Origin of the sequence: Marinobacter sp. es.048 (assembly GCF_900188435.1) — a bacterium.
Lineage (GTDB): Bacteria > Pseudomonadota > Gammaproteobacteria > Pseudomonadales > Oleiphilaceae > Marinobacter.
Genome location: NZ_FYFA01000001.1, coordinates 251,179 through 274,040, shown reverse-complemented (window position 1 = coordinate 274,040; position 22,862 = coordinate 251,179). Strand labels below are relative to the sequence as shown.

Below are 22,862 nucleotides of genomic sequence, written 5' to 3'. Positions count from 1 at the left end.
CCGTCATTCCTCTTGAGGTAGGCTACAATCTCCTCTAGAAAGGATGAAACTGCCGTCAGGGGGCGTGCGGTCCATGGCAACAGGATCCAGTAACGGACAGCAAAGCGACATGTCTGCCCGGTTCTTCCAGAAGCTGGCTTCAGGGGTTCCGGGGGTCCTGTTCACTTATTGGCTTAGCGCCGACAAAGAGTCGCATCGGTACCCTTTTGTGAGTGATCAGGTTCAGACACTCTTTGGTCTTGATCCCGCAGCCCTGAATGAAAATGCTGATGCCGTGTTTTCATTGATCCACCCCGACGATGCTGATGTGATCATTGAGAGTATCGCGGAATCCGCGCTTAAGCTGACCCCCTGGCGTTACCGGGGTCGACTCAGATTGCGAAATGGTGAGTATGAATGGTTTGAGGTGCAGTCCGAACCGGAACGCCAGTCCGATGGCAGTACGATCTGGTACGGCCAGTTCCACAATATCCAGCATTACAAGAATCTGGAGCAGAGCCTGCGCGAGAGCGAGGCCGAATTTTCCTTCCAGGCCGGCTTCCAGCGGCTGATTGCCCGCCTATCCACCGAATTTATCAACCTTGGTTTTGGCACCATTGATCAGTGCATTGATGAACTTCTGAGATCCATCGGAGTGTTTTTCAAGGTAGACCGGGCCTATCTGTATTCCTTCTCCGATGATTACGCTGTGATGACCAACACCCATGAGTGGTGCAAGGACGGTGTACCGACCCTGATCGACACTCAAGAGCAGGTATCGATCGAAGATTTTCACTGGTGGCAGGAGCAGATCGAGGGGATGGTCAGTGGTAGTCGGGTGGTGTTTATCGAAGATGTTGATCGGCTTCCGCACGAGGCTGCAGCTGAGCGGGCGCTGCTCCAGGCACAGGGGGTGCATTCGATGTTCTCGGTGCCTATTCGGGTACGCGGGCGGGTAACCGGGTTTTTTGGCGTTGACTCCCTGCAACGACGGACCTGGCGCATGGACCAGGCCGATCTGTTGATTATCGTTTCCGGTCTGTTGTCGGGTGTCCTTGAGCGCCATCGGCTGGAAGAAGAGCTGCTTAACCAGTCCATTCGTGATCCGCTGACTGGCCTGCACAATCGGCGTTACCTGATGCCACGGCTGTATGAAATGCTGGGCCTCAGCAACCGTCGGGGAGAACGTTTCGCCCTGGCGATCTTCGACATTGATCACTTCAAAAAGATCAACGACTCCATCGGGCACCTCGGGGGCGATTATGTCCTGCAGAGGTTTGCCGATATTCTGGTGAGTCAGACCCGTTCCATGGATGTGGTTGCCCGCTTCGGAGGGGAAGAATTCATTGTTGTCTTCAGCGCTGTGGAGCACGATGACGTGCGACAGCTGGTTCAACGAGTCCTCCAAGCCGTGCACGAGGAGAGTTTTGTCTTTGATGACGAGGAGATACTGGTGACCGTCAGTGCGGGTGTGGCCGGGATAGATGAGTTCGTTGATCGTCCTGCAACGCCGGATGCCCTCATCGAGGGGGCGGATTGCCGGCTTTACCTGGCCAAGCAGGCGGGGCGGGACTGCTTTGTTGATGTATCAGGAACATCGCGCATATAAAAAAAGATCATTTCACCTCATATTACCAAATAGTATATCCTTAGACTAAAATTGATATCTGAATCACGCAGAGGTGACTGTCATGAGCAACCCGATCGTTCAGCATTTTTTTGATGAACCTACCAATACGTTCAGCTACGTGGTGCGTGACCCGGACAGCCAGGCCTGCGCCATTCTCGATTCGGTTCTGGATTTCGATTACGCGGCGGGCACCACCGATGTGCGTTCTGCCGATGAAATCATCGAGTACATCCGCAGCAACGATCTGAAGGTCGAGTGGATTCTGGAAACCCATGTGCATGCGGATCACCTGTCGGCGGCGCCTTATCTGCATGAAAAGCTGGGTGGCAAGACTGGCATCGGAGCGCACATTCGCGATGTCCAGGAGATATTCGGCAAGGCGTTTAATGCCGGCACCGAGTTCCAGCGCGATGGCAGCCAGTTTGATCAGCTGTTCAAGGAAGGCGACACCTTCGCCATCGGTGGTCTTGAAGGGCGGGTATTGCACACCCCCGGCCATACGCCTGCCTGTCTCACTTATGTGGTTGGTGATGCCGCGTTTGTTGGCGACACGCTGTTCATGCCGGACTTCGGCACCGCACGTTGTGACTTCCCGGGTGGTGATGCCCGCGTCCTGTACCAGTCCATCCAGAAGGTACTGTCGCTGCCAGCAGAAACCCGCATTTTCCTGTGCCACGATTACAAGGCGCCCGGCCGTGATGAATACCAGCATATGACCACGGTAGCGGAGCAGCGGGAAGCGAACATCCATGTCCATGAAGGCGTGTCCGAGGAAGAGTTCGTGAAAATGCGGACCGAGCGGGATGCAACCCTGGATATGCCCCGGCTGATTTTGCCGTCGGTTCAGGTCAACATGCGGGCAGGTCATATGCCGCCGGCCGAAGATAATGGTCAGGTTTATCTGAAAGTGCCGGTTAATCTGTTCTGAGATTCCTGATGAATCTTAAACGCTATCTGCCGATCCTGGATTGGGCGCCGAAATACGGCCGCGATGAGGCCACCAGTGACCTGGTGGCCGCAATCATCGTCACCGTCATGCTCATTCCCCAGTCATTGGCGTATGCCCTGCTGGCCGGCTTGCCCGCCCAGGTGGGTCTGTACGCCAGTATCCTGCCCCTGGTAATTTACGCCGTTTTCGGCACCAGCCGGACCTTGTCCGTTGGGCCGGTGGCCGTGGCTTCGCTGATGACCGCCGCGGCCCTGGCACCGCTCGCGGAGGCCGGAACGCCGGAATACGTCGCCGGTGCCGTTCTTCTGGCGGTTATGTCTGGGCTGATGTTGACGCTGATGGGGGTGCTTCGGCTGGGGTTCCTGGCCAACTTTCTCAGCCATCCCGTGATTTCCGGTTTTATCACGGCCTCCGGCATTGTGATCGCTGCCAGTCAGCTGAAGCATATTTTCGGGATTCAGGCCTCTGGCCATAACCTGCTGGAGATTGGTCAGTCCCTGTTGCTTTCGATGGGTGATACGAATCTGGCCACCCTGGCGGTCGGCGCCGGGGCGTTGTTATTCCTGGTACTGGCACGCAAGCGCCTGAAACCCCTTCTCATGGGAATAGGTCTGGCCCCGAGAATGGCGGATATCTTGACCAAAACCGCGCCGATTCTGGCGGTTCTGGTGACTACCCTGGTGGCCTGGCAGTTCCAGCTTGATGGCCAGGATGTACGTCTGGTGGGGGATGTGCCCCGGGGGCTACCTGATTTCACCATGCCCAGCCTTGATATGGGTTTGTGGCAACAGCTCGCGGTTAGCGCCTTGCTGATCAGTGTGGTAGGTTTTGTGGAATCGGTTTCGGTGGGACAGACCCTGGCAGCCAAGCGGCGCCAACGCATTGATCCTGATCAGGAGCTGATTGGACTGGGTACCGCCAACCTGGGCTCCGGTTTTTCCGGGGGGATGCCAGTCACCGGAGGGTTCTCTCGTTCTGTGGTCAACTTCGACGCCGGTGCCGAAACTCCGGCCGCCGGTGCCTACGCGGCGGTTGGCATCGCGCTGGCAACCCTGTTCCTCACCCCGGCCATTGCCTATCTGCCCCAGGCAACCCTGGCGGCCACGATTATTGTGGCGGTTTCCACCCTGATTGATCTTCCGGCGCTCGGGCGCACCTGGCGCTATTCTCGCACCGATTTTGGCGCCATGCTCGCCACCATCGTGCTGACCCTGGTACACAGCGTCGAGGCGGGCATTATCGCCGGGGTGGCGCTTTCTATCGGGCTGTTCCTGTATCGAACCAGCCGCCCCCACAGCGCGGTGGTTGGCCGTGTGCCCGGTACCGAGCATTTTCGCAATGTCCTTCGCCACAGCGTGGAGCTGTGTCCGAAGGTGACGTTCCTGCGTGTGGACGAGAGCCTGTATTTCGCCAACGCCCGGTTCCTCGAAGAAACAGTTATGGATCTGATTATCCGGGAACCGGAGCTGAAAGACCTTGTGTTGGTCTGCCCGGCCGTGAATCTCGTGGACGCCTCTGCCCTGGAGAGTCTGGAAGCCATCAACGAGCGTATGAAGGATGCAGGGGTGAGGTTGCACCTGGCTGAAGTGAAAGGCCCGGTCATGGACAAGCTGAAAGGGACAGAACTGCTTTCCCACCTGGGTGGCGAGGTTTTTCTGAGCACTTTTGAGGCCTGGCAGCGCCTCACCGACCTTGGCAAACTCGAAAAACAGGTCGCCTGATCAATCTGGGCTCGCTTGCACCGGGGGTGGGGAGAGCCGCTAAGATGTCATTCCCGACCCCGTTACTGCGGTACGTTCGCTATGGGCATGACTGAAAATCTTCTATCTACCAGCCAGTGGGTCATCACGCTGCTGATCTTTCTGGTGATTCTTGTCCGGGCGGTGCGCTCCATCGACTGGCAGGCGGTACGCACGGATAACGCGCTCCAGCACTCGTTATTTGGCGCGGCCGTGGTGCTCGGATTTGTCTGGCAGCTGAGGGCGGGCATTTCTGCCGGCCTGGCCATCCACATTTTCGGTATCACGGTGATAACGCTGATGCTGGGCTGGGCGCTTGCGGTGCTGGCGGGTCTTCTGGCGCTGGTAATCACGGTGATCACCGGCCGCGAGCCCTTGATCATGTTTGCCGCCAACGGGCTGATTACGGTGATGGTGCCTGCCATTGTCAGCCACGGCATCATGCTCTGGGAGCGCCGTCGGGATTTCCGGAACTTCTTCGCCTATATCTTCTTCTGCGGGTTCTTTGGCGCGGGCATCTCTGTGGCAGCCGCCGGTGTTGTCATGTGCCTGATGCTATGGACCAGCGGTGTCTATACGTTCGACCAACTCGTGCATGAATACATCCGTTACCTGCCGCTGTTTATGATTCCGGAGGGCTTTGTGAACGGCGCTTTTGTCACCGGTCTGATGGTGTTTCATCCGGATCGGCTGACAACACTGAATCAGCGGCGTTACCAATAACGCCCCAGTGGCTCAGACACCTTTGCCGCTGACAACGGCCGGGTCCAGCATGTCTCCGGTCTTGCCGGACTGCGCCTTTGCCCACCATTGCCTTGCCCAACCCAGTACTTTACCTGCCGGCATCGGGCGGGCGATGCCATAACCCTGCACGAAATTGCATCCCATCTGTCGCAGTGTCCGGGCGTGCTCCATGGTTTCCACGCCCTCGGCCAGCACAGGATGGGCAAACCGCTGGGCGAGGAAGATAACACTCTCCACGATGGCGCGGTCGCTTGCGTCCTCCAGCATGTTGCGAACAAAACTCTGGTCGATCTTGATGATGTCCACCGGAAGCGTGCGCAGGTAGGTGAGCGACGAGAATCCGGTGCCAAAGTCGTCCAGCGCTACCTGAAGGCCAAGGCTCTGACAACGCTCCAGAACATTGCTGGCCCGATGGGTATCTTCCAGGGCGGTTGATTCCAGAACCTCCAGGGTGATCTGCCCGGGCGCAACGTCCGGATGGCTGTGCAGATAGCTTTCCAGGTAATCGGCGAAACTGCGGTCCATCAAGTGCGGAGCGCTGATGTTAATGCTGACCGCCAGATCCTCTCCCGCTTCCTTCCAGGCGTTCATCTGGTGAATCGCTTCTTTCAATACCCACTGTCCCAGTGGTACTTCCAGATGACTGTTTTCGACAATTGGCAGAAACTCGCCGGGTGAAACCAGCCCTTTCTGGGGGTGGTTCCAGCGGATCAACGCCTCAAAACCGAAAAGTTCGCAATCGGTGACGCGGATCTTGGGCTGGAAAAACAGCTCGAATTCCTCGTTCTCCAGCGCCCGGGTGATTTCCATCAGCTGGTTCCGGCGGTGTTCATCCAGGCCGGGATCAAAAAAGTGGTACTGGTTACGGCCTTTCTCCTTGGCGGAATACATGGCCTGGTCGGCATGGCGAATCAGTCCTTCAGCGTCGGAACCGTCCTCCGGGTAACGCGTAATGCCAAGACTCGCTGTGAGGATAACGTTCTGGTCGCCTACGAGTAACGGATCGCCAACAGTGGTGAATATGCGCCGGTAGACGGCTTCGTGGTTGTCGTCACCCTGCAGCAGAAGGACAAATTCGTCGCCACCGATCCTGGCCACAGTGTCGCCGCTGCGCAGGGCGCGGGTCAGCCTTTCGGCCAGGGTTCGAAGGGTCTGGTCGCCCACTGGATGACCCCATTTTTCATTGATAGCTTTGAAGCCGTCCAGGTCCAGATAGCACACGGACACACTGCGATTTTGCCGGTCAGCGTGATCTCGGGCGGTGCGCAGTCGTTCTTCCAGTAGCTGACGGTTGGGCAGGCCGGTCAGGTCGTCGTAGTTGGCAGCCCGGTCCAGTTCCCTGGCGTGGTTTTTCAGTGCGGTGATGTCGGAGAAAGCTGCTACATGGTAGTACTGGCCGGGTTCTTCCAGATGCACACGGCTGATGGATAGCAGTTCCACGAATTCTTCGCCGTTCTTCCGCCGGTTCCAGATTTCGCCCCGCCAGTGGTCGGTTTTCTCGATGGTTCGCCACATGGAGCGGTAGTATTCCCCGGAGTGACGGCCGGAGCTAAGGATGGCCGGGTTGAGGCCCAGCACTTCCTGGCGGCTGTAGCCGGTAATCCGGGAAAACGCGGGGTTAACATCTAGGATCCGGTTGGACTGGTCGGTAATCAGAATGGCCTCATGGCTGCGATCAAACACGCTCGCGGCGATGCGCAGGCCCCTTTCGCTGTTCTTCCGGTCCGAGATGTTGTTCTGAATGGCGATATAACCGGGCGCAACTCCCTGTTGGGTGCCGATCGGCACGCAGTAGGTATGCACCCAGTAAGGCTCACCGCCTTTGCTGTAATGAAGGATGTCCTCTTCAATGACCTCGGCCCTGTGCAGTTTTTGATTAATGCGTTTGATGGTTTCTGGGTCAGTGTCCGGCCCGTACAGGACTTCTTTTGGCAGGCGTCCGCGCACGTCCTTGAGCTGGTAACCGGTATGCTCTTCGAAGCTGGGGTTCACCCATTCAATGCGACCGGCATCGTCCAGCATCACCAGAAAATTGGGCGTAACCGCCGCAACCATGGCCAGGCGATAGGGATCAATGTCTGTGGGTGGTGTAATCGTCGTGGGGGATTTGGGCATGAGAGTCAGTAATTCGAGTTTCCGGTCGGTAAATTAACGAACTCTCCTCCCTGTGAGACCTTTTCGAGTATACCAGCCGGACGGTGATTCATGACCGTCCGTAATTGTAGTGACGGCCTGGAATCTGTAGCGCTTTCCAGGTATTTGAGATCGGGGCTGATGGCGGAGCATGCTACCGGAATACTCTTGAAAAACCATGAGTAAACGGTCGAGCTGGATTGATGGATGTCAGTTTTTTGCCAGTTCGGCGGCGGCGTCTGTTAGCGCCAGCGTGAGTGTTTCTGGAGTTTTCGTTGCAGGGTACGACGATGCATGTTCAGGGCTCGGGCAGTGGCAGAGACGTTGCCATCGTTTTCGTTGAGAACCCGCTGGATGTGTTCCCACTCCATTTCCCCTACCGACGGCGGTTCCGTCCTGAGATCCGGCGGCGCATCAATCGGCTCGAACCCGACCAGCAGCTGATTGACCGTTACCGGCTTGCATAGGTAGTTAACCGCGCCCCGGCGCATGGCCTCAACCGCCGTGGCGATACTGCCGTAACCGGTGAGCACCAGGATTTCCAGGTCCGGACGCATGTCCAGTAGCTCTGGCAGAAGCTGCAGGCCGCTCTCGCCTGCCAGATTCAGATCAAGCACGCACCGGGCAATGTGTGTGTCCGCCAGAGCCGCTTTCGCCTCCTGATGGCTGTGGGCAAGCCGGGAGTCTACACCGTGACGGCTGAGGGAGCGCTGTAGCACCTGCAGGAAGGCATCGTCGTCGTCAATAAGCAGCCAGGCTCCCTGTTCGCTCATACTTATTCTCCCCTTCCGTTGGTTCTTTCTACTGCGATTGGCAGATCAATAATCATGGTTGTGCCCTCGGAGCTCACCCGGGCTTTCAGGGTGCCCCCAAGCCGCTGGATGGTGGCGTTGGATAAAAAAAGCCCAACCCCAAGACCGTTTTCCGAATTGACCACCTGGTCCCCGAGAGAGCCTTCAGGGGTCGATACAAGGCCATCGCCATGATCTTCAACCACCAGCTCCAACCGGCCGTCTGTGCCGGCTCGGGCAACAACGGCGACCCAGGACGGGCTGGCGGTTACCGCATTGGCCAGTATGTTCAGTACAGCCTGATCGAGTGTCGCATCGACGGCGACGGGGCAATCCGGTAATGGCTGCCGCCATTCAATAGTCGCTCCTGGCCAGAGGAGGGTAGCTGATTCTCTGAGTCGTATGACCCACTGCCGGCTGGTCAGGGTCTCCAGTTGTGCGGTCTTGGCCTGGGTGGCCGCCCTTGATAGTTGCTGAAGATGCCCGCTGCATAAACCCAGTTGTTGCTCCATCAGCGACAGGTCGTCAGACAGGGGGCCGCTCTCGGGAACTGTGGATTTCATTTCCTCCACCAGCAGGGTCATGGTGTTCAGTGGTGTGCCCAGCCGGTGCGCAACAGCGGCCGCGGAAAGCCCCAGGGCGATGATTTGCTCATCCCGTAACCGGGTTTCCCGTATTTGTGCAAGTTGGGCCTGTTGCTGGCGTAGACGGCGGGCCAGCGCTCCCACAACCATAAGCAGAATCGCGGCGGTCGTAGCAAAAGTAACCCACATACCAACAAGATGCAGTTGAGCCAGGTTGGCACCGTGATGCTCATGGGTGAGCGGTGTAGGCCAGATCACCAGGGAGGTATAGATCGCCACCCCGGCAACGGTTACGGCAATACTCTGACCCAGCGGTACCAGCACAATGGCAACGGCAATAGGCAGTAGCAACAGGGAAACCAGAGGATTGGTATAGCCGCCGGTCAGGCAAAGCCAGGCTCCGATCATCAGCAGATCGATAATCAGCACCAGACTGACGACCTGTGCCGAGCGAGGCGGGCGCCGGGTAAACCAGAGCCAGGCCAGGGTTGCCAGAACGCCATACGCCAGGGGCAGAATGACGGCCTCTGCGCGATGAGCAAGGGTCACCATGGTTTCCGCCACGGCGATCGAAATCAGCTGCAGCGCAACAATAGTCAAACGCATGCCCAGCAGATAGCGGGCAGTCTGTTGAAATCCGGTCTGTGAGTGGGTCAGCCATTCCATAGCGGGCATTCTAACGGTTTTTTCCGTCGGGATACGCGGTAATACCTCCGAGGGGATGCGGCATTTGGTCTCAGGCGCAAGTGCGGGCTGATCTTTATGATGGGCGCCAACTATCAGAGCTGGTCAGGATGAGGTGGTATGGCGACGGTAATTGGAACGCGTTTCATCGGATTGTGTGCTGCGGGATTGGTTTCTCTGCCCGCCGGAGTGTTGGCCCAGGAGAGTTCTGCTGATTTGCCGGTCATTCGTGTTACCGAAGGACAGAGCATTGAAGAGGCCTCGAATACGTTGGCTTCAGAGCCGGTTGAACGTTTGTCCGCTGATCCCTCGGTGTCGCTCTCGCGAATGGGTGGTCGCGGGCTGGAACCGGTTATTCGGGGCCAGAGCCAGGAGCGGGTGGATGTGCTTCTGGATGGTATTCGCGTTGAAGGGGCATGTCCCAATCGCATGGACCCGCCAACCAGTCGCCTCAGTGCAGCGCTGGCGCCATTGCTGGAAGTGCGCACCAGTAACCAGACCCTGCGTTGGGGTCCGATCACCGGTGGCCAGGTGGTTGCCACCACGGCTGCGCCGGTTTTTGATGACTCTGCTACCACCGGGCACCTGACCCTCGGCGGAGCGGACAACGGTAATGGCAAACTGGCGAACGGCAGTGTTGCGGTGGGAAATGATGACGCCTGGTTACGTCTGGCGGGCGGTTACGACGAGGCAGATGACTACGAGGATGGCGACGGCAACGAGGTCCGTAGCGCCTACAAGAACTCGGAAGCCCGCCTTGATGCGGCCTGGCAGGCGGATAGCGGATTCTATATCAAGAGTCTGGTGAGTCGGCAGGAAGAGCGTGACGTGAAATACGCCGGCTCCGGCATGGATGCACCGAAAACCGATACCGACATCATGCGACTGGAGCTGGGCTCGCCCGTGGCCAACGGCAACTGGAACCTGCTGGCCTGGCAGGCCGATGTTGATCACATCATGGATAACTTCAGTCTCCGTGAGCCCCCGATCATGATGGGGATGCCCATGAAAATGCAGACCCTTTCGGAAACCCAGACCCGGGGCCTTCGCCTGACACTGGACCAGAGTCCGGATGCCCGAACAGACTGGGCCATTGGTGCGGATGTCGAGACCAACAACTGGCACGCCGAACGGTTCGGAGGGGCGAATATAGATGTGCTCACTTCCGTGCTCTGGCCCGACGTGGATCGAGATCGTTTTGGCCTCTTCGCTGAGCGCTTCTACCGGGTAACCCCGGCGTTGAAGCTCGGCGGCGGCGTGCGCTACGACCGCGTGGAAATGTCCGCTGCGGCAGCCGACAAGGTGTTTGGCAGTGGCATGATGGCCATGTCGGCTGCAGATGCCTACCAGACGATCTATGGCACCACCAATACCGATGTTACCGATGACAACTTCAGTGGCTTTGTCAGCAGTGATTGGCGATTTTCTCCCATCCAGTCGCTGGTGGTTACGGCAAGCCATAGCGTCCGCAGCCCGGGCGTGACTGAACGCTACATTGCCAGCTGGAACAACATGGACCCGGCAAAGCGCTGGGTGGGCAACCCGGCCCTCGACCCCGAGACGCACCGCAAGCTGGAACTGGCGATGCCCGGCCAGAGCAACGGCTGGCACTGGCGCCCCGCCGTGTGGGTTGATCAGGTGGATGACTTTGTTCTGCGTACCCGGAATGCGGATCAGGTCAGTGTCTACCGCAATATTGATGCGCGGCTGATGGGTGTTGAAGGGCAATTAGGATGGAGCAATGGCACCTGGAGCACCAACAGCAGTCTGGCATTGGTGCGGGGTGAGAATCGCGACGAAAACAAACCCCTGCCGCAGATTCCGCCGGTCCAGTTTATTCAGACGCTTGGCTGGCAGCACATGGGTCATGCCCTTGAGCTGGAGTGGGTGCTGGCCCGCCGCCAGGACCGTGTGGATCTGGAGTCCGGCCAGGATCCCGGCACCTCACCCGGCTACGGCGTGCTGAACCTGTCCGGGAGCCATCCGCTTGCAGACTATCTGAGTGTCAGCTGGGCAGTGGATAACCTGTTCGATAATACCTGGGCGCCACACGTTAGCCGGGCCAATACTGATCCATTTAATCCCGAAGCCGTAAGAGTTAATGAGCCTGGCCGGACCCTGCGTGCCGCACTGACAGCCAGGTGGTAAGACCTTGCATGGCGGTTACCCGCTTCTCATAGCCGGCGGGTGACATTCTTGCCCCGAGTGGAACCAACTCCTCCACCCGGGGCTTTTTTATGGCTGATTAAAAATTGCTCTATCTCAACTTGTGATCCCACTTCATGAACTATGCTCTAGCCATGCAGATCTGAGCCAGTGGTCCGCAACCACTGAGGAAGTGTTCAGCCTCTGAGGTTCCCGGAAAGAGCCTGTCTGCACAATGCGATTCAGGAAAGGAGACGCATCGTGACTGAAGACGAAAAACTGCCAGAAAACCCCGAAACCGACCTTGCTTCGCGATTCCCCACTGCTTACACCATTCTTTTTGGCCTGATTATTCTGGTAGCCGCGCTGACCTGGATAATTCCTGCCGGGCAGTATGAGCGCGCCATGAATGAAGAGGTTGGGCGGGAAGTGGCGGTTCCGGGTACCTACCAGACCGTTGATCCGAACCCACAGGGTTTCGTGGATGTTCTCATGGCACCGACAGCCGGTTTCTATGATCCGGACAGCTATGTCGCCAATGCCATTGATGTCGCCATGTTCATACTGTTCCTGGGTGGTTTCCTCGGTGTGATGAATGCTACCGGGGCCATTGATACCGGCATCCGCAGCGCGATGCGGCATCTGAAAGGCCATGAGATCTGGATGATTCCTATACTGATGGTGCTCTTCGCCATCGGTGGCACGACCTACGGTATGGCAGAGGAGACCCTGGCCTTTTACGCCATTCTGATCCCCGTGATACTTGCGGCCGGCTACGACGCGGTGACAGGTGTTGCCATCATCCTGATCGGCGCTGGCATTGGCGTGTTGGGCTCCACGATTAACCCGTTCGCTACTGTGATTGCAGCCAATGCTGCTGGCATACCGTTCACCGACGGTATCGTGCTGCGTTTTATTCTTCTGATCGGCGGTCTGTTGATCTGTATCGGCTACGTAATGCGATATGCCCACCGGGTAAAAACGGACCCGTCACGATCAGTGGTCGCCAAGCAATGGGCGGCGCACAAGAAATTGTTTCTTCAGGGCGATGATCAGGAGATCCACAGCGCCAGCCTGACAACCACGCAGATTATTGCGCTGATTATCTTTGCCCTGACCTTTGTAGTGATGATCTGGGGTGTCTCTTCCCAGGGCTGGTGGATGGCCCGTATGGGCTCCCTGTTCTTTGGTGCAGCGATTGTGATCGGCATCATTGCACGGCTTGGCGAGAAGAAACTCACCGGCAGCTTCGTCGACGGTGCCCGTGATCTGCTCGGGGTGGCCCTGGTGGTTGGCCTTGCCCGCGGCATAGTGGTGATCATGGAACAGGGCATGATCGCCGATACCATCCTGCACAGCGCCGAAACCTCGCTGGGTGGCCTGCCGGAGCTGGCCTTTATCAACCTGATGTTCTGGATCGAGGTGGGCATGAGTTTCTTCGTGCCGTCGTCCTCCGGCCTGGCCGTCCTGTCCATGCCGATCCTTGCGCCGCTGGCGGATTTTGCCAACGTCGGGCGGGATCTGGTGGTAACCGCCTACCAGTCTGCCAACGGCCTGGTGAACCTGATCAATCCCACCTTTGCGGTGGTGGTTGGCGGGCTTGCCATAGGGCGTGTGTCCTACGATCGCTGGCTCGCATTTATCTGGCCCTTGCTGCTTATTCTGATTGTGTTTATCACGGTGATCATCAGCGTCGGTACACTCTTGTGAACCCCGCTGTGAGCATTCGACAAAAGGAGTTTTGTCATGTCTGAACAAACACTTGGAGTGCACTCCGAAACCGGGACCCTGCGCCAGGTTATCATCTGTCGGCCGGGGCTGGCTCACCGGCGGTTGACGCCGTCCAACTGCGATGCCCTGTTGTTCGATGATGTCTTCTGGGTCAAACAGGCCCAGAAAGATCATGACGTGTTTGCCAGCGTGATGCGTGGTCGGGGCGTTGAGGTTCTGGACGTCAATGAGTTGCTGGCGGAAACACTGGCGATTCCCGAGGGCCGGGCCTGGATTCTCGATCACCGGATCAACTGGAACCACATTGGCGTGGGCATGGTGTCGGATCTGCGGGCCTGGATGGATGAGCTGCCCGAAAAGGCACTCGCCGAATTCCTGATCGGTGGCCTGGAGGTGGGGGATCTGCCATTTGACCCCGTCGGTCTGTTCGGCAACCATCTGGGACGTTTCGGATTCGTGCTGCCTCCGCTGCCCAACTTCCTGTTCACCCGGGATAACAGCGCCTGGGTGTATGGTGGAGTCACCCTGAACCCCATGTACTGGGTTGCCCGTAAGCCCGAAACCCTGCTGATGGCCGCTATCTACAGGTTCCACCCGAAACTCGCCGGCAAGGTGAACGTGCACTGGGGCGATCCTCTGGAAGACCATGGCCTGGCCACCCTTGAGGGTGGGGATATCATGCCGCTGGGCAACAGAACAGTTCTGGTAGGCATGGGCGAGCGATCCTCTCCCCAGGCGATCGGGCAACTATCAAAAGCACTCTTTGATGGCGGGATGGTGGATCGGGTGATTGCCTGCCAGTTGCCCAAAACCCGGTCGGCCATGCACCTGGATACCGTGTTTACCTTCTGTGGTGGCAACGTGGTCACTGCCTTCAAGGAAGTGGCCGATGCCGTGGTCTGCTACGACCTGCGTCCCGGTAAGGGGGCGAAAACACTGGCCTTCAGTCAGGATTCCCGACACCTGTTTGAGGTGGTTGCGGAAATCCTCGGCTACCCGGCACTGGAAGTTGTAGCAACGGGTGGCGACACGCCGGAAGAACGTGAGCGGGAACAGTGGAACGACGGCAACAATGTGCTGGCCCTGAGCCCGGGTGTGGTTGTCGGTTATGACCGTAACGACGATACCAACGCAGCGCTTTCGGCGGCGGGCATCGAAGTTCTGGCAATACCCGGTGCCGAGCTGGGCCGTGGCCGGGGCGGCGGTCGGTGCATGAGTTGCCCGACCATCCGGGACGCTATCTGATAGCCAGGGAGAGACGCTATGGCATTCAATCTCAAGAACCGACATTTTCTCACCCTGCGGGATTTTAGCCCCAGAGAAATCGCCTTTTTGCTGAAGCTGTCCGCGGACCTGAAGACCGCCAAGTACGCGGGCACCGAAGTGCCGAAGCTCGAAGGCAAGGACATCGCACTGATCTTCGAGAAAAACTCCACGCGAACCCGGGTCGGGTTTGAGGTCGCCGCCTTCGATCAGGGGGCGCGGGTAACCTACCTTGGGCCGACCGGTACTCACATCGGTCACAAGGAATCGGTGAAAGACACCGCCCGGGTGCTTGGCCGGGTCTACGATGCCATCGAGTACCGTGGGTTCGGACAATCCGTTGTGGAAGAGCTGGCACAATACGCCGGCGTGCCGGTCTACAACGGGCTCACCAACGAGTTCCATCCCACCCAGATACTGGCGGATTTCCTGACCATGCAGGAGCATGTGGAAAAGCCGTTGCGGGATGTGGCCTACGTGTTCATCGGCGATGCTGCCAACAATATGGGCGACAGCCTGCTGATCGGCGGCGCCAAGATGGGTATGGACGTGCGTTTGTGTGCCCCTGAGGCCTGCTGGCCCGATCAGGCCGTGCAGGTTGAAGCCCGGGCGCTGGCGGCTGAAACCGGAGCCCGTATCACCATCACCGATGACGTCGACACCGCCGTGGCCGGGGTCGATTTCGTGTATACCGATGTCTGGGTCTCGATGGGCGAGCCGAAGGAAAAATGGGCCGAGCGCATCAAACTGCTGATGCCTTACCAGGTCAACGCGGCCCTGATGGCCAAAACCGGCAATCCACGGGCTCGGTTCATGCACTGTCTGCCGGCCTTCCACAACACCGAAACCGTGGTGGGAAAGGAGATTCAGGAAACCTATGGCATTGACGCCATGGAGGTGACTGAAGAGGTCTTCGAAAGCCCCGCTTCGATTGTTTTCGATCAGGCCGAGAACCGCATGCACACCATCAAGGCCGTCCTCGTGGCGACCCTGGGAGGCTGACATGCTGGTTGTGGCAGCGTTGGGGGGAAATGCCCTTCTGAAACGCGGGGAGCCGCTTACTGCGGAGGTCCAGCGCAACAATGTGCAGATTGCAGCCCGATCGCTGGCAGCGGTTGTCCGGGCCGGCCACGATCTGGTGGTGACCCATGGGAATGGGCCTCAGGTGGGGTTGCTGGCCTTGCAGGGCGCCTCCTACAAACCGGACGAGGCGTACCCGCTGGACGTCCTGGGTGCCGAAACCGAGGGCATGATCGGTTATATGATCGAGCAGGAGCTGGAGAACGCTCTCGACCATGACCGGCCGGTAGCGACGCTGCTGACCCAGGTGTTGGTGGACCCGAAGGACCCTGCGTTCGAAAAGCCGACCAAGTTTGTGGGTCCGGTCTATGACCGCGAAGAGGCAGAGCGTCGGGCAGCCGGTGCGGGCTGGAGTATTGCACCGGACGGCGACAAATGGCGCCGCGTGGTGCCTTCTCCGAAGCCCCTGGAAATACCGGACATGCGCGTACTGAAATTATTGCTCGATCAGGGCGTGGTCGTGGTGTGTGCCGGGGGTGGAGGAATACCCGTGCTGCGCAGGGACGACGGCAGCATGGTCGGCATTGAGGCGGTCATCGACAAGGACGCCGCCAGTGCATTGCTGGCCACGCAACTGAGCGCGGACGCGTTGCTCCTGTTAACGGATGTTGAGGCGGTCTACCGGGATTTCGGTACCGACCAGTCGACCGTGCTTTCGGAACTCACAGTGTCGGAGGCGCGGGCACTGGATATGCCTGCCGGGTCCATGGGGCCGAAACTGCATGCCGCCTGCGATTTTGCCCAGGCTGGCGGGATCAGCGGCATCGGGCGCCTGCAGGATGCCGTGGCTATACTGGAAGGATCGGCGGGCACTCGCGTGTCGGCTGAATAACAGGCATCTTTGATGAGCCACAACGAGTCTCTGGATACTTCACAAGACGCTGGTAAAGGTACCGTTGTAGCCATCCGTGGTGGCGTGGTGAGTGCGCGGTTTCCGGAGCCGGTGCCCCAGATTCGAGAGCTCCTTTACGCCGGCAAGATTGCGCTTGAGGTGGCCGCGCTTGAAGACAGGGGCGTGGTTCGCTGCATGGCACTGGCTCCGGTTAAGGGACTCGGCCTGGGGATGCCGGTTCGGGCAACCGGTTCTCCGATCACGGTGCCGGTGGGTGATGCCATTCTGGGTCGGATGCTGAACGTGTTTGGTGCGCCGGTCGATAACCAGCCTGTACCGGCTACCCGGGAACGCCGTGCTATCCATCAGCTCCCGCCCCTGCTGGAAGATCGTGTGGTTCGAAGCCAGATTCTGGAAACCGGCATCAAGGCGATTGATCTGTTATCCCCTATCGAACGCGGTGGCAAAACCGGTCTGTTCGGCGGTGCCGGTGTCGGCAAGACGGTGCTGATTACCGAACTGATCAACAACACCGTGCAGCAGCACAAGGGCGTCAGCCTGTTTTGCGGCATTGGCGAGCGTTCCAGGGAAGCGGAGGAGCTCTATCGGGAAATGGGTGAGGCTGGCGTGCTCGAGAACACCGTTATGCTGTTCGGGCAGATGAACGAGGTTCCGGGGGTCCGGTTCCTGATCGGCAAGACCGCGCTGACTATGGCGGAATATTTCCGCGATGAACAGCATCGGGATGTGCTTTTGCTGATCGACAATATTTTCCGCTTTGTCCAGGCGGGCTCGGAAGTCTCCGGGCTCCTCGGGCGTATGCCTTCCAGGGTTGGGTATCAGCCCACCCTGGCGACCGAGTTGGCCGAACTGGAGGAGCGAATCACCTCCACCCACAGTGCGGCGATTACCTCGGTTCAGGCGGTTTATGTACCAGCGGACGACTTCACGGATCCTGCCGCCGCCCATATCTTCTCGCACTTGTCCGGCTCTGTGGTGCTGTCCCGCAAACGGGCCAGTGAGGGGCTTTACCCGGCGATTGATCCCCTGGCGTCTTCATCGGTCATGCTCACGCCGTCGGTGGTCGGCCAGCGACATTACGACATTGCGCGGGCGGTGCGAAGAACCCTGGCCGAGTACGAGGAGTTGCGGGACATCATTGCCATGCTGGGCATTGAGGAGCTCTCGGCGGCTGACCGAACCACCGTGGCCCGTGCCCGCCGGCTGGAGCGCTTCCTGACGCAGCCGTTTTTTACCACTGCCGCTTTTACCGGTGCCGAAGGCAAGCGGGTGACCATTGCCGAGACCCTCGACGGTTGTGAAGCGATTCTGGAGCAGACCGAATTCGATCGGGGTGAGAGTGATTACTACATGATTGGCGCATTGCCAGAGGTGGTTGTATGACGCTGGCTGAAGCAATGGACGTCACTATCCGACTGCCGACCCGAATGCTCTTTGAGGGCAGGGCTCGAAAGCTGTTCGCGGTGGCCGAAAATGGGGCCTTCGGGATGCTGCCCAATCACATCGATTTTGTCACCTCGCTGGTGCCGTCGGTGCTGATTCTGACTCTGGAGGGCGGCCATGAGCAGATCTTCGGTATCGACGAGGGCATTCTTGTGAAACAGGGGCACAAGGTGGATGTTGCGATCCGGCGCGGTGCTCCGGGCAAGGATCTGGCTACCCTGCAGGAGAGTGTCCGCAAGAACTTTATCGAGGTGGATGAAGACGAACGGGTGGCCCGGTCAGCCCTGTCCAGACTGGAGGCTGGCATGGTCAGGCGGTTCGCAGACCTTCAGCGGCCCAAGCCATGACTCAGAAGCGCAGAACGCCGGAAGATGAGATCGGGCGCCGGGCCCGGCGCCTGAAGAAGGCCCGGGATAACCCCGGTGCAAGCCCGCTGCGCGGTCTGGGTGCCTTCGGGATGATCGGCTGGTCGATCGCTGTCCCGACTGTTGGCGGGGCGTTTCTCGGGCTTTGGTTGGATCGCACCGTGCCTCAGGATTTCCCATGGGTGCTTGCGCTGATTCTGGGGGGCGTCACTCTGGGCGGTTTCATCGCCTGGGCGTGGATCGGAAGAGAAAGCAGGGAAGAGGAGGATAGTCATGATGATTGACTGGCCGGGCGTGCTTTGGGGCTTTGGTGCCGGCGTGACCATGAGCCTTGTTTACTTCGCGGGCCTCGCAGCGAGTGTCCGGTTTGCCCTGGGCGCTTCACGGCCAGCGGCGGTGCTTCTGCCCAGTGCCGTGGTGCGAATCGGATTGTTGCTGGCGGTGGGGTGGCTGGTTACAGCGGGCGCGACCGAGATCTGGGTTTTCGCAGGTTATGGTGCTGCGTTTTTTCTGGTGCGCTACCTGGCCACCCTTCTGGCGCGAATACCGCACCGGGAGAAAGCCTGATGGAATTGACGCCCGATGAAGCAACACTCTTCACAATCTGGGGCCTGGATATCAATGAGACAATCGGCTTCACCTGGATCGTCATGATTCTGCTGACACTTACGTCCATTCTGATCACTCGAAATCTGCGCCCGGATGTGCCTCCGAACCGCTGGCGCACTACCCTGGAGGTGATCGTGACGGCCATCCAGAGCCAGATCGAGGACATCTCCCCGCGTGCATCTCGCCATGTGCTCTATTTTTCCGGAACCCTGTTCCTGTTCATCGCATTTTCGAACCTGCTGCTGGTTGTGCCGGGCTTCACGCCACCGACAGCCTCGCTGTCCACCACGGCGGCTCTGGCGTTGTCGGTGCTGATTGCGGTGCCGCTGTTCGGTATTACCCGGCAGGGCATTGGCGGCTACCTGAAAACCTATATCGAGCCCTCCGTGGTGATGCTGCCGTTCAATATCATCAGCGAGTTCTCACGTGGCATTTCCCTGGCCATTCGTCTTTATGGCAACGTCATGAGCGGTGCGGTGATCGCCGGTATCCTGCTGGGTGTGGCGCCGTTCTTTTTCCCTGTCGTGATGGACATGCTAGGACTGCTCACAGGCCTGATTCAGGCCTACATATTCGCCATCCTGGCGACGGTTTACATCTCGTCAGCGACAGCGACAAGGCCTTTGAAGAAGGAGAAAGACAAATGACAGATCTCGCACTCATTGCCATGGTGTCCATTCTGACGGCTGGGTTGACCGTATCCTTTGGCGCTCTGGGCCCGGCGATCGGAGAGGGCAGGGCAGCAGCAGCGGCACTGGCTGCCATCGCCCAACAGCCGGATTCCGCCTCTACCTTGTCGCGGACCCTGTTCGTCAGCCTGGCCATGATCGAGTCCACGGCCATCTACTGTTTTGTCGTGGCGATGATTGTCCTGTTTGCCAATCCGTTCTGGGATCAGGCGCTGCAGGCTGCCCAGTCGGCGGCAGGTTGAATCATGTCCATTGACTGGATCACGGTGCTTGCCCAGATCGGCAATTTCCTGGTGCTGGTCTGGCTGCTCAAGCGTTTTCTGTACAAGCCCATCCTGAACGGTATTGATGCCCGTGAGGCCGAAATTGCGACCCGGATGGGTGAAGCCGAGGTCGCTCGAAAGAAAGCGGCCGCAGCCGAAGCTGACTTTGTCCAACAGAAACAGGCATTGCTGGTCGATAATTCCGAGAACGCCGAGCGGATTCGTGAACAGGCGGAAAAGGAGAAAGACGCTTTGATCGCGGCCACGCGGGAGAGCCTGGAACGTGAAAAACAGGAGTGGAGGGCCCATCTGGATGCCGAGCAGGACCGGTTCATCAGCGAGTTGCACTGTGCCAGCGCCGAAACGCTCTACCAGCTCGTGCGTCGGGCCCTGCATGATCTGGCTGATGAAAGTCTGGAAGAACGTATTGGCCTGCATGTGATCGGTAAGCTGAAGCCCCTGGCCCATGACCTGATCTCCGCCGGTGCAAACGCGGAACAGGCTGTCGCAACCACTCATAAGCCGCTCCCGGACAGCACTCAGGAAACCATTCGGGCCGCATTGGCAGAACTGGCCCCCGTCCTTGATTTGAAGTTTTCGGTGGATCCGCGTCAGGCCCCGGGGCTGATCCTGCGGATTGGCAGTGTGCAGATGGCCTGGACAGTCGACAGTTATACCGACGAGCTGACGGGGTTGCTTTCCGAACGGTTGGCGGCAGGTGGCACCGGCTGGGTGCAGAATCATGGCTGAGAAACCCGAGTTGACCCAGGCGGAAGACTTTCTGGATGCCTTGCTGGACGTTCCGGCGCCTTCCCCGGCTCTGACCGAAGTGGGAACCGTGGCCGAAGTCGGTGATGGTATTGCTGTTGTCTCCGGCCTGGTCCGGGCCCTGGCTGACGAGCTACTGGAGTTCGCTTCAGGGGTGCGAGGCGTGGTGCTGGATCTGGAACCGGACCGGCTGGGCGTAATTCTGCTGGGCCCCTCTGATCGGGTAACGGCGGGGGAAGATGTCTGGCGAACCCATAAAGTATTCAGTGTGCCGGTTGGCAACGGACTGCTTGGCCGCATTCTCGACGCCACGGGAGGCCCGCGGGACGGCAACGGGAGTGTCGAGTCGACCGCTGAGCGACCGGTGGAGGCCAGCGCGCCAGGTATACTCAGTCGGGCGCCGGTCAACCGACCGTTGGCTACCGGCATCAAGGTCATCGATGGCGCGGTTCCGATCGGATTGGGGCAGCGGGAGCTCATCATTGGTGACCGTCAGACCGGGAAAACGTCCATTGCCATCGACACGATTCTTAACCAGGCCCGCTCCGATGTGGTGAGTATCTATTGTGCCATCGGCCAGCGCGGAGACGCGGTTGCCCGAGTCATTGAAACCCTGCGTAAAACCGGCCAGCTCGCAAACGCCGTCGTGATTGCCGCCGGTGATGAGGATGCGCCGGGTCTGGCTTATGTTGCGCCCTATGCCGCAATGACGATGGCCGAATACTTCGCAGACAAGGGGCGGGATGTATTGGTAGTTTTCGACGACCTGACCCACCACGCTCGCTCCTATCGCGAGCTGTCCCTGCTGCTGCGACGGCCACCGGGGCGGGAGGCTTTCCCCGGGGATATATTCTACGTGCATGCCCGGCTGCTGGAGCGGGCCGGACAGTTCACGTCAGAAGCCGGGGGTGGCTCCATTACCGCCTTGCCCGTTGTGGAAACCCAGGCGGAGAATCTGTCCGCTTACATTCCGACGAATCTCATTTCCATTACCGATGGACAGATCTACTTGTCGCCCAGGCTGGTGCGAAAAAACCAGTTCCCTGCGGTGGATATCGGGCTATCCGTGTCGAGGGTCGGGGGGAAGGCCCAGTACCGGGCGTTCCGGGAGGTGGCGGGAAATCTGCGCGTCACCCTGTCCCAGTTCGAGGAGCTGGAGGATTTTGCCCGATTCGGAACCCGCCTGGACGACAACACCAGGGCCCGTTTGAGCCGCGGGGCGGCGGTTCGGACCGCATTGAGGCAGCCCGAGCGGGATCCGATGCCGGCTGTCGAGCAGCTTCTGGTGTTGATGGCTGCCCTGGAAGGACTGCTTGATGGCCTGTCTGAAAATGCCGTTGCCGAGACCATGATCAGGATGCGCACGAGTGTGGGCGATTCCCTGAAAGCGGTCGCCGAAAGCATCCGCCAGAACTGTTCGTTGGAGGAAGCGGAAAAGAAAAGCCTGCTGCGGGTGGCCAGGGCTGCCTTGGGGTTGCCAGGAGAAGATCGTCATGGCCCAGACGCTTGAAACCCTGTCCAGGCGGACGGAGACCCTCGGCAGCATTCGCAGCATTGTTCACACCATGAAAACCATGTCGGCGATCAACGCGGTGCCTTATGAGCACGCTGCCCGATCCATTGAGTCTTATCATCAGACCGTGCTGGACGGTCTACGGGCATTTGTTGTCAAAACCGGGCCTGTTTCGGTGCCGGATGTGTCGCAGGCCGAGCGGCTGTTGGTGGTATTCGGTTCTGATCACGGTCTGTGCGGCAACTACAATGAGGTACTCGCTGAAAGCGCAAGGTCGGAGGCATTGAAGACAGGTGCTCCTGCCCGGGCTCTGTGTGTGGGTGCCCGCATGAGCGATGCCCTCAGTGATCAGGGGCTCAGGCCAGAGTTTACCTTCCTGCCGCCGGCATCGGCCGATGGCATCGGCCGCCTGGCCAGCGACATAGTGACGCGACTGGACGAGATCGGGTGCGGCGATGTGCATAACAGGGTTGCGGTGACCCTGGTGTTCACCCGACGGGCCGAGAAGGGACAGCGTGAACCTGAAATAAGCCAGTTGTTGCCGTTGGCACCCGCGTTGTTGTCGGATTCCGGGACGTCTGGATGGCACTCCCGCTCCCTTCCCGACTACACGATGCCGTCAGCCCCTTTGCTGGCAGCGCTGCTGCGTAACCACATATTTGCCAGTGTCTTCCGCGCATCGGCCGAAGCAATGGTCACCGAGAACGCCGCCCGCCTGGCCTTGATGCAACAGGCAGAGCAGGCAGTTGATGACCGGCTTGAAGAGGTGGGCGGGCAGTTCCGGTTGGTACGTCAGGACGAAATCACCAACGAACTGATGGACATTATTGTCGGCTTTGAGGCCCTCAAAAAGTCATCCGCTGTGCATTTCAACAGTCCTTAGAATGCTCTTGGTTTACATTTTTGA

21 protein-coding genes are annotated in these 22,862 nt (G+C 59.0%); 18 read left to right on the top strand and 3 right to left on the bottom strand.

From position 1 onward, the window contains the following. Positions 1-73 precede the first annotated feature (73 nt). The 4 genes from CFT65_RS01310 (at position 74) to CFT65_RS01295 (ending at position 5,020) form a co-directional block, all read left to right on the top strand. Positions 74-1,588 carry a diguanylate cyclase gene (locus tag CFT65_RS01310; protein ID WP_088826254.1) on the top strand — a complete coding sequence of 505 codons (1,515 nt, stop codon included), beginning with the start codon at positions 74-76 and terminating at the stop codon, positions 1,586-1,588. Positions 1,589-1,670: 82 nt separating this feature from the next. Beyond that, the gene (locus CFT65_RS01305; RefSeq protein WP_088826253.1) at positions 1,671-2,537 is read left to right on the top strand and encodes an MBL fold metallo-hydrolase; all 867 of its coding nucleotides are present in this window, start codon (positions 1,671-1,673) and stop codon (positions 2,535-2,537) included. A gap of 8 nt (positions 2,538-2,545) precedes the next feature. Further along, positions 2,546-4,279 carry a SulP family inorganic anion transporter gene (locus CFT65_RS01300; RefSeq protein WP_088826252.1) on the top strand — a complete coding sequence of 578 codons (1,734 nt, stop codon included), beginning with the start codon at positions 2,546-2,548 and terminating at the stop codon, positions 4,277-4,279. A gap of 81 nt (positions 4,280-4,360) precedes the next feature. Then, on the top strand, positions 4,361-5,020 hold the full coding sequence (locus tag CFT65_RS01295) for an energy-coupling factor ABC transporter permease (RefSeq protein WP_088826251.1): 660 nt from the start codon (positions 4,361-4,363) through the stop codon (positions 5,018-5,020). Positions 5,021-5,032: 12 nt separating this feature from the next. Here CFT65_RS01295 and CFT65_RS01290 read toward each other — a convergent pair whose 3' ends face one another. The 3 genes from CFT65_RS01290 to CFT65_RS01280 form a co-directional block, all read right to left on the bottom strand. Next, entirely contained in the window at positions 5,033-7,156 is a 2,124-nt protein-coding gene (locus CFT65_RS01290; protein WP_088826250.1) for a GGDEF and EAL domain-containing protein, read from the bottom strand. A 260-nt stretch (positions 7,157-7,416) separates the two neighbouring features. Next, entirely contained in the window at positions 7,417-7,947 is a 531-nt protein-coding gene (locus CFT65_RS01285; RefSeq protein ID WP_088826249.1) for a response regulator transcription factor, read from the bottom strand. A gap of 2 nt (positions 7,948-7,949) precedes the next feature. After that, on the bottom strand, positions 7,950-9,215 hold the full coding sequence (locus CFT65_RS01280) for a sensor histidine kinase (RefSeq protein WP_088826248.1): 1,266 nt from the start codon (positions 9,213-9,215) through the stop codon (positions 7,950-7,952). Positions 9,216-9,353: 138 nt separating this feature from the next. On the opposite strand from CFT65_RS01280, the gene CFT65_RS01275 reads away from it, so the two are divergent. From CFT65_RS01275 to CFT65_RS01210, 14 genes are all read left to right on the top strand, one after another. Beyond that, positions 9,354-11,381, top strand: a complete 2,028-nt coding sequence (locus CFT65_RS01275; RefSeq protein ID WP_228705757.1) for a TonB-dependent receptor domain-containing protein — start codon at positions 9,354-9,356, stop codon at positions 11,379-11,381. Positions 11,382-11,639: 258 nt separating this feature from the next. Continuing rightward, entirely contained in the window at positions 11,640-13,088 is a 1,449-nt protein-coding gene (locus CFT65_RS01270) for a YfcC family protein (RefSeq protein ID WP_088826247.1), read from the top strand. Between the two features lie 36 nt (positions 13,089-13,124). Then, positions 13,125-14,354, top strand: coding sequence for an arginine deiminase (locus CFT65_RS01265; protein ID WP_088826246.1), 1,230 nt, complete (start codon positions 13,125-13,127; stop codon positions 14,352-14,354). A gap of 18 nt (positions 14,355-14,372) precedes the next feature. After that, positions 14,373-15,374: an ornithine carbamoyltransferase gene (locus CFT65_RS01260; RefSeq protein ID WP_088826245.1), complete on the top strand. Its 1,002-nt coding sequence runs from the start codon at positions 14,373-14,375 to the stop codon at positions 15,372-15,374. Position 15,375: 1 nt separating this feature from the next. Then, complete coding sequence (gene arcC, locus CFT65_RS01255; protein ID WP_088826244.1) at positions 15,376-16,284, top strand: carbamate kinase; 909 nt, start codon at positions 15,376-15,378, stop codon at positions 16,282-16,284. Positions 16,285-16,296: 12 nt separating this feature from the next. Continuing rightward, on the top strand, positions 16,297-17,688 hold the full coding sequence (gene atpD / locus CFT65_RS01250; protein ID WP_088826243.1) for a F0F1 ATP synthase subunit beta: 1,392 nt from the start codon (positions 16,297-16,299) through the stop codon (positions 17,686-17,688). Next, the gene (locus tag CFT65_RS01245) at positions 17,685-18,095 is read left to right on the top strand and encodes an ATPase (protein WP_088826242.1); all 411 of its coding nucleotides are present in this window, start codon (positions 17,685-17,687) and stop codon (positions 18,093-18,095) included. Before atpD ends, CFT65_RS01245 begins: the two co-directional genes overlap by 4 nt. Continuing rightward, positions 18,092-18,397, top strand: a complete 306-nt coding sequence (locus CFT65_RS01240; protein WP_088826241.1) for an AtpZ/AtpI family protein — start codon at positions 18,092-18,094, stop codon at positions 18,395-18,397. Before CFT65_RS01245 ends, CFT65_RS01240 begins: the two co-directional genes overlap by 4 nt. Next, positions 18,387-18,680, top strand: coding sequence for an ATP synthase subunit I (locus tag CFT65_RS01235; protein ID WP_088826240.1), 294 nt, complete (start codon positions 18,387-18,389; stop codon positions 18,678-18,680). The genes CFT65_RS01240 and CFT65_RS01235 overlap by 11 nt, the downstream gene beginning before the upstream one ends. Continuing rightward, positions 18,680-19,369 carry a F0F1 ATP synthase subunit A gene (locus CFT65_RS01230; protein WP_088826239.1) on the top strand — a complete coding sequence of 230 codons (690 nt, stop codon included), beginning with the start codon at positions 18,680-18,682 and terminating at the stop codon, positions 19,367-19,369. The genes CFT65_RS01235 and CFT65_RS01230 overlap by 1 nt, the downstream gene beginning before the upstream one ends. Beyond that, the gene (locus tag CFT65_RS01225; protein ID WP_088826238.1) at positions 19,366-19,653 is read left to right on the top strand and encodes a F0F1 ATP synthase subunit C; all 288 of its coding nucleotides are present in this window, start codon (positions 19,366-19,368) and stop codon (positions 19,651-19,653) included. Before CFT65_RS01230 ends, CFT65_RS01225 begins: the two co-directional genes overlap by 4 nt. 3 nt (positions 19,654-19,656) lie before the next feature. Beyond that, positions 19,657-20,424, top strand: coding sequence for a F0F1 ATP synthase subunit B (locus CFT65_RS01220; protein ID WP_088826237.1), 768 nt, complete (start codon positions 19,657-19,659; stop codon positions 20,422-20,424). Next, positions 20,417-21,952 carry a F0F1 ATP synthase subunit alpha gene (locus tag CFT65_RS01215; protein WP_088826236.1) on the top strand — a complete coding sequence of 512 codons (1,536 nt, stop codon included), beginning with the start codon at positions 20,417-20,419 and terminating at the stop codon, positions 21,950-21,952. Before CFT65_RS01220 ends, CFT65_RS01215 begins: the two co-directional genes overlap by 8 nt. Further along, on the top strand, positions 21,936-22,838 hold the full coding sequence (locus tag CFT65_RS01210) for a F0F1 ATP synthase subunit gamma (protein ID WP_088826235.1): 903 nt from the start codon (positions 21,936-21,938) through the stop codon (positions 22,836-22,838). Before CFT65_RS01215 ends, CFT65_RS01210 begins: the two co-directional genes overlap by 17 nt. The last annotated feature ends 24 nt before the right edge of the window (positions 22,839-22,862 follow it).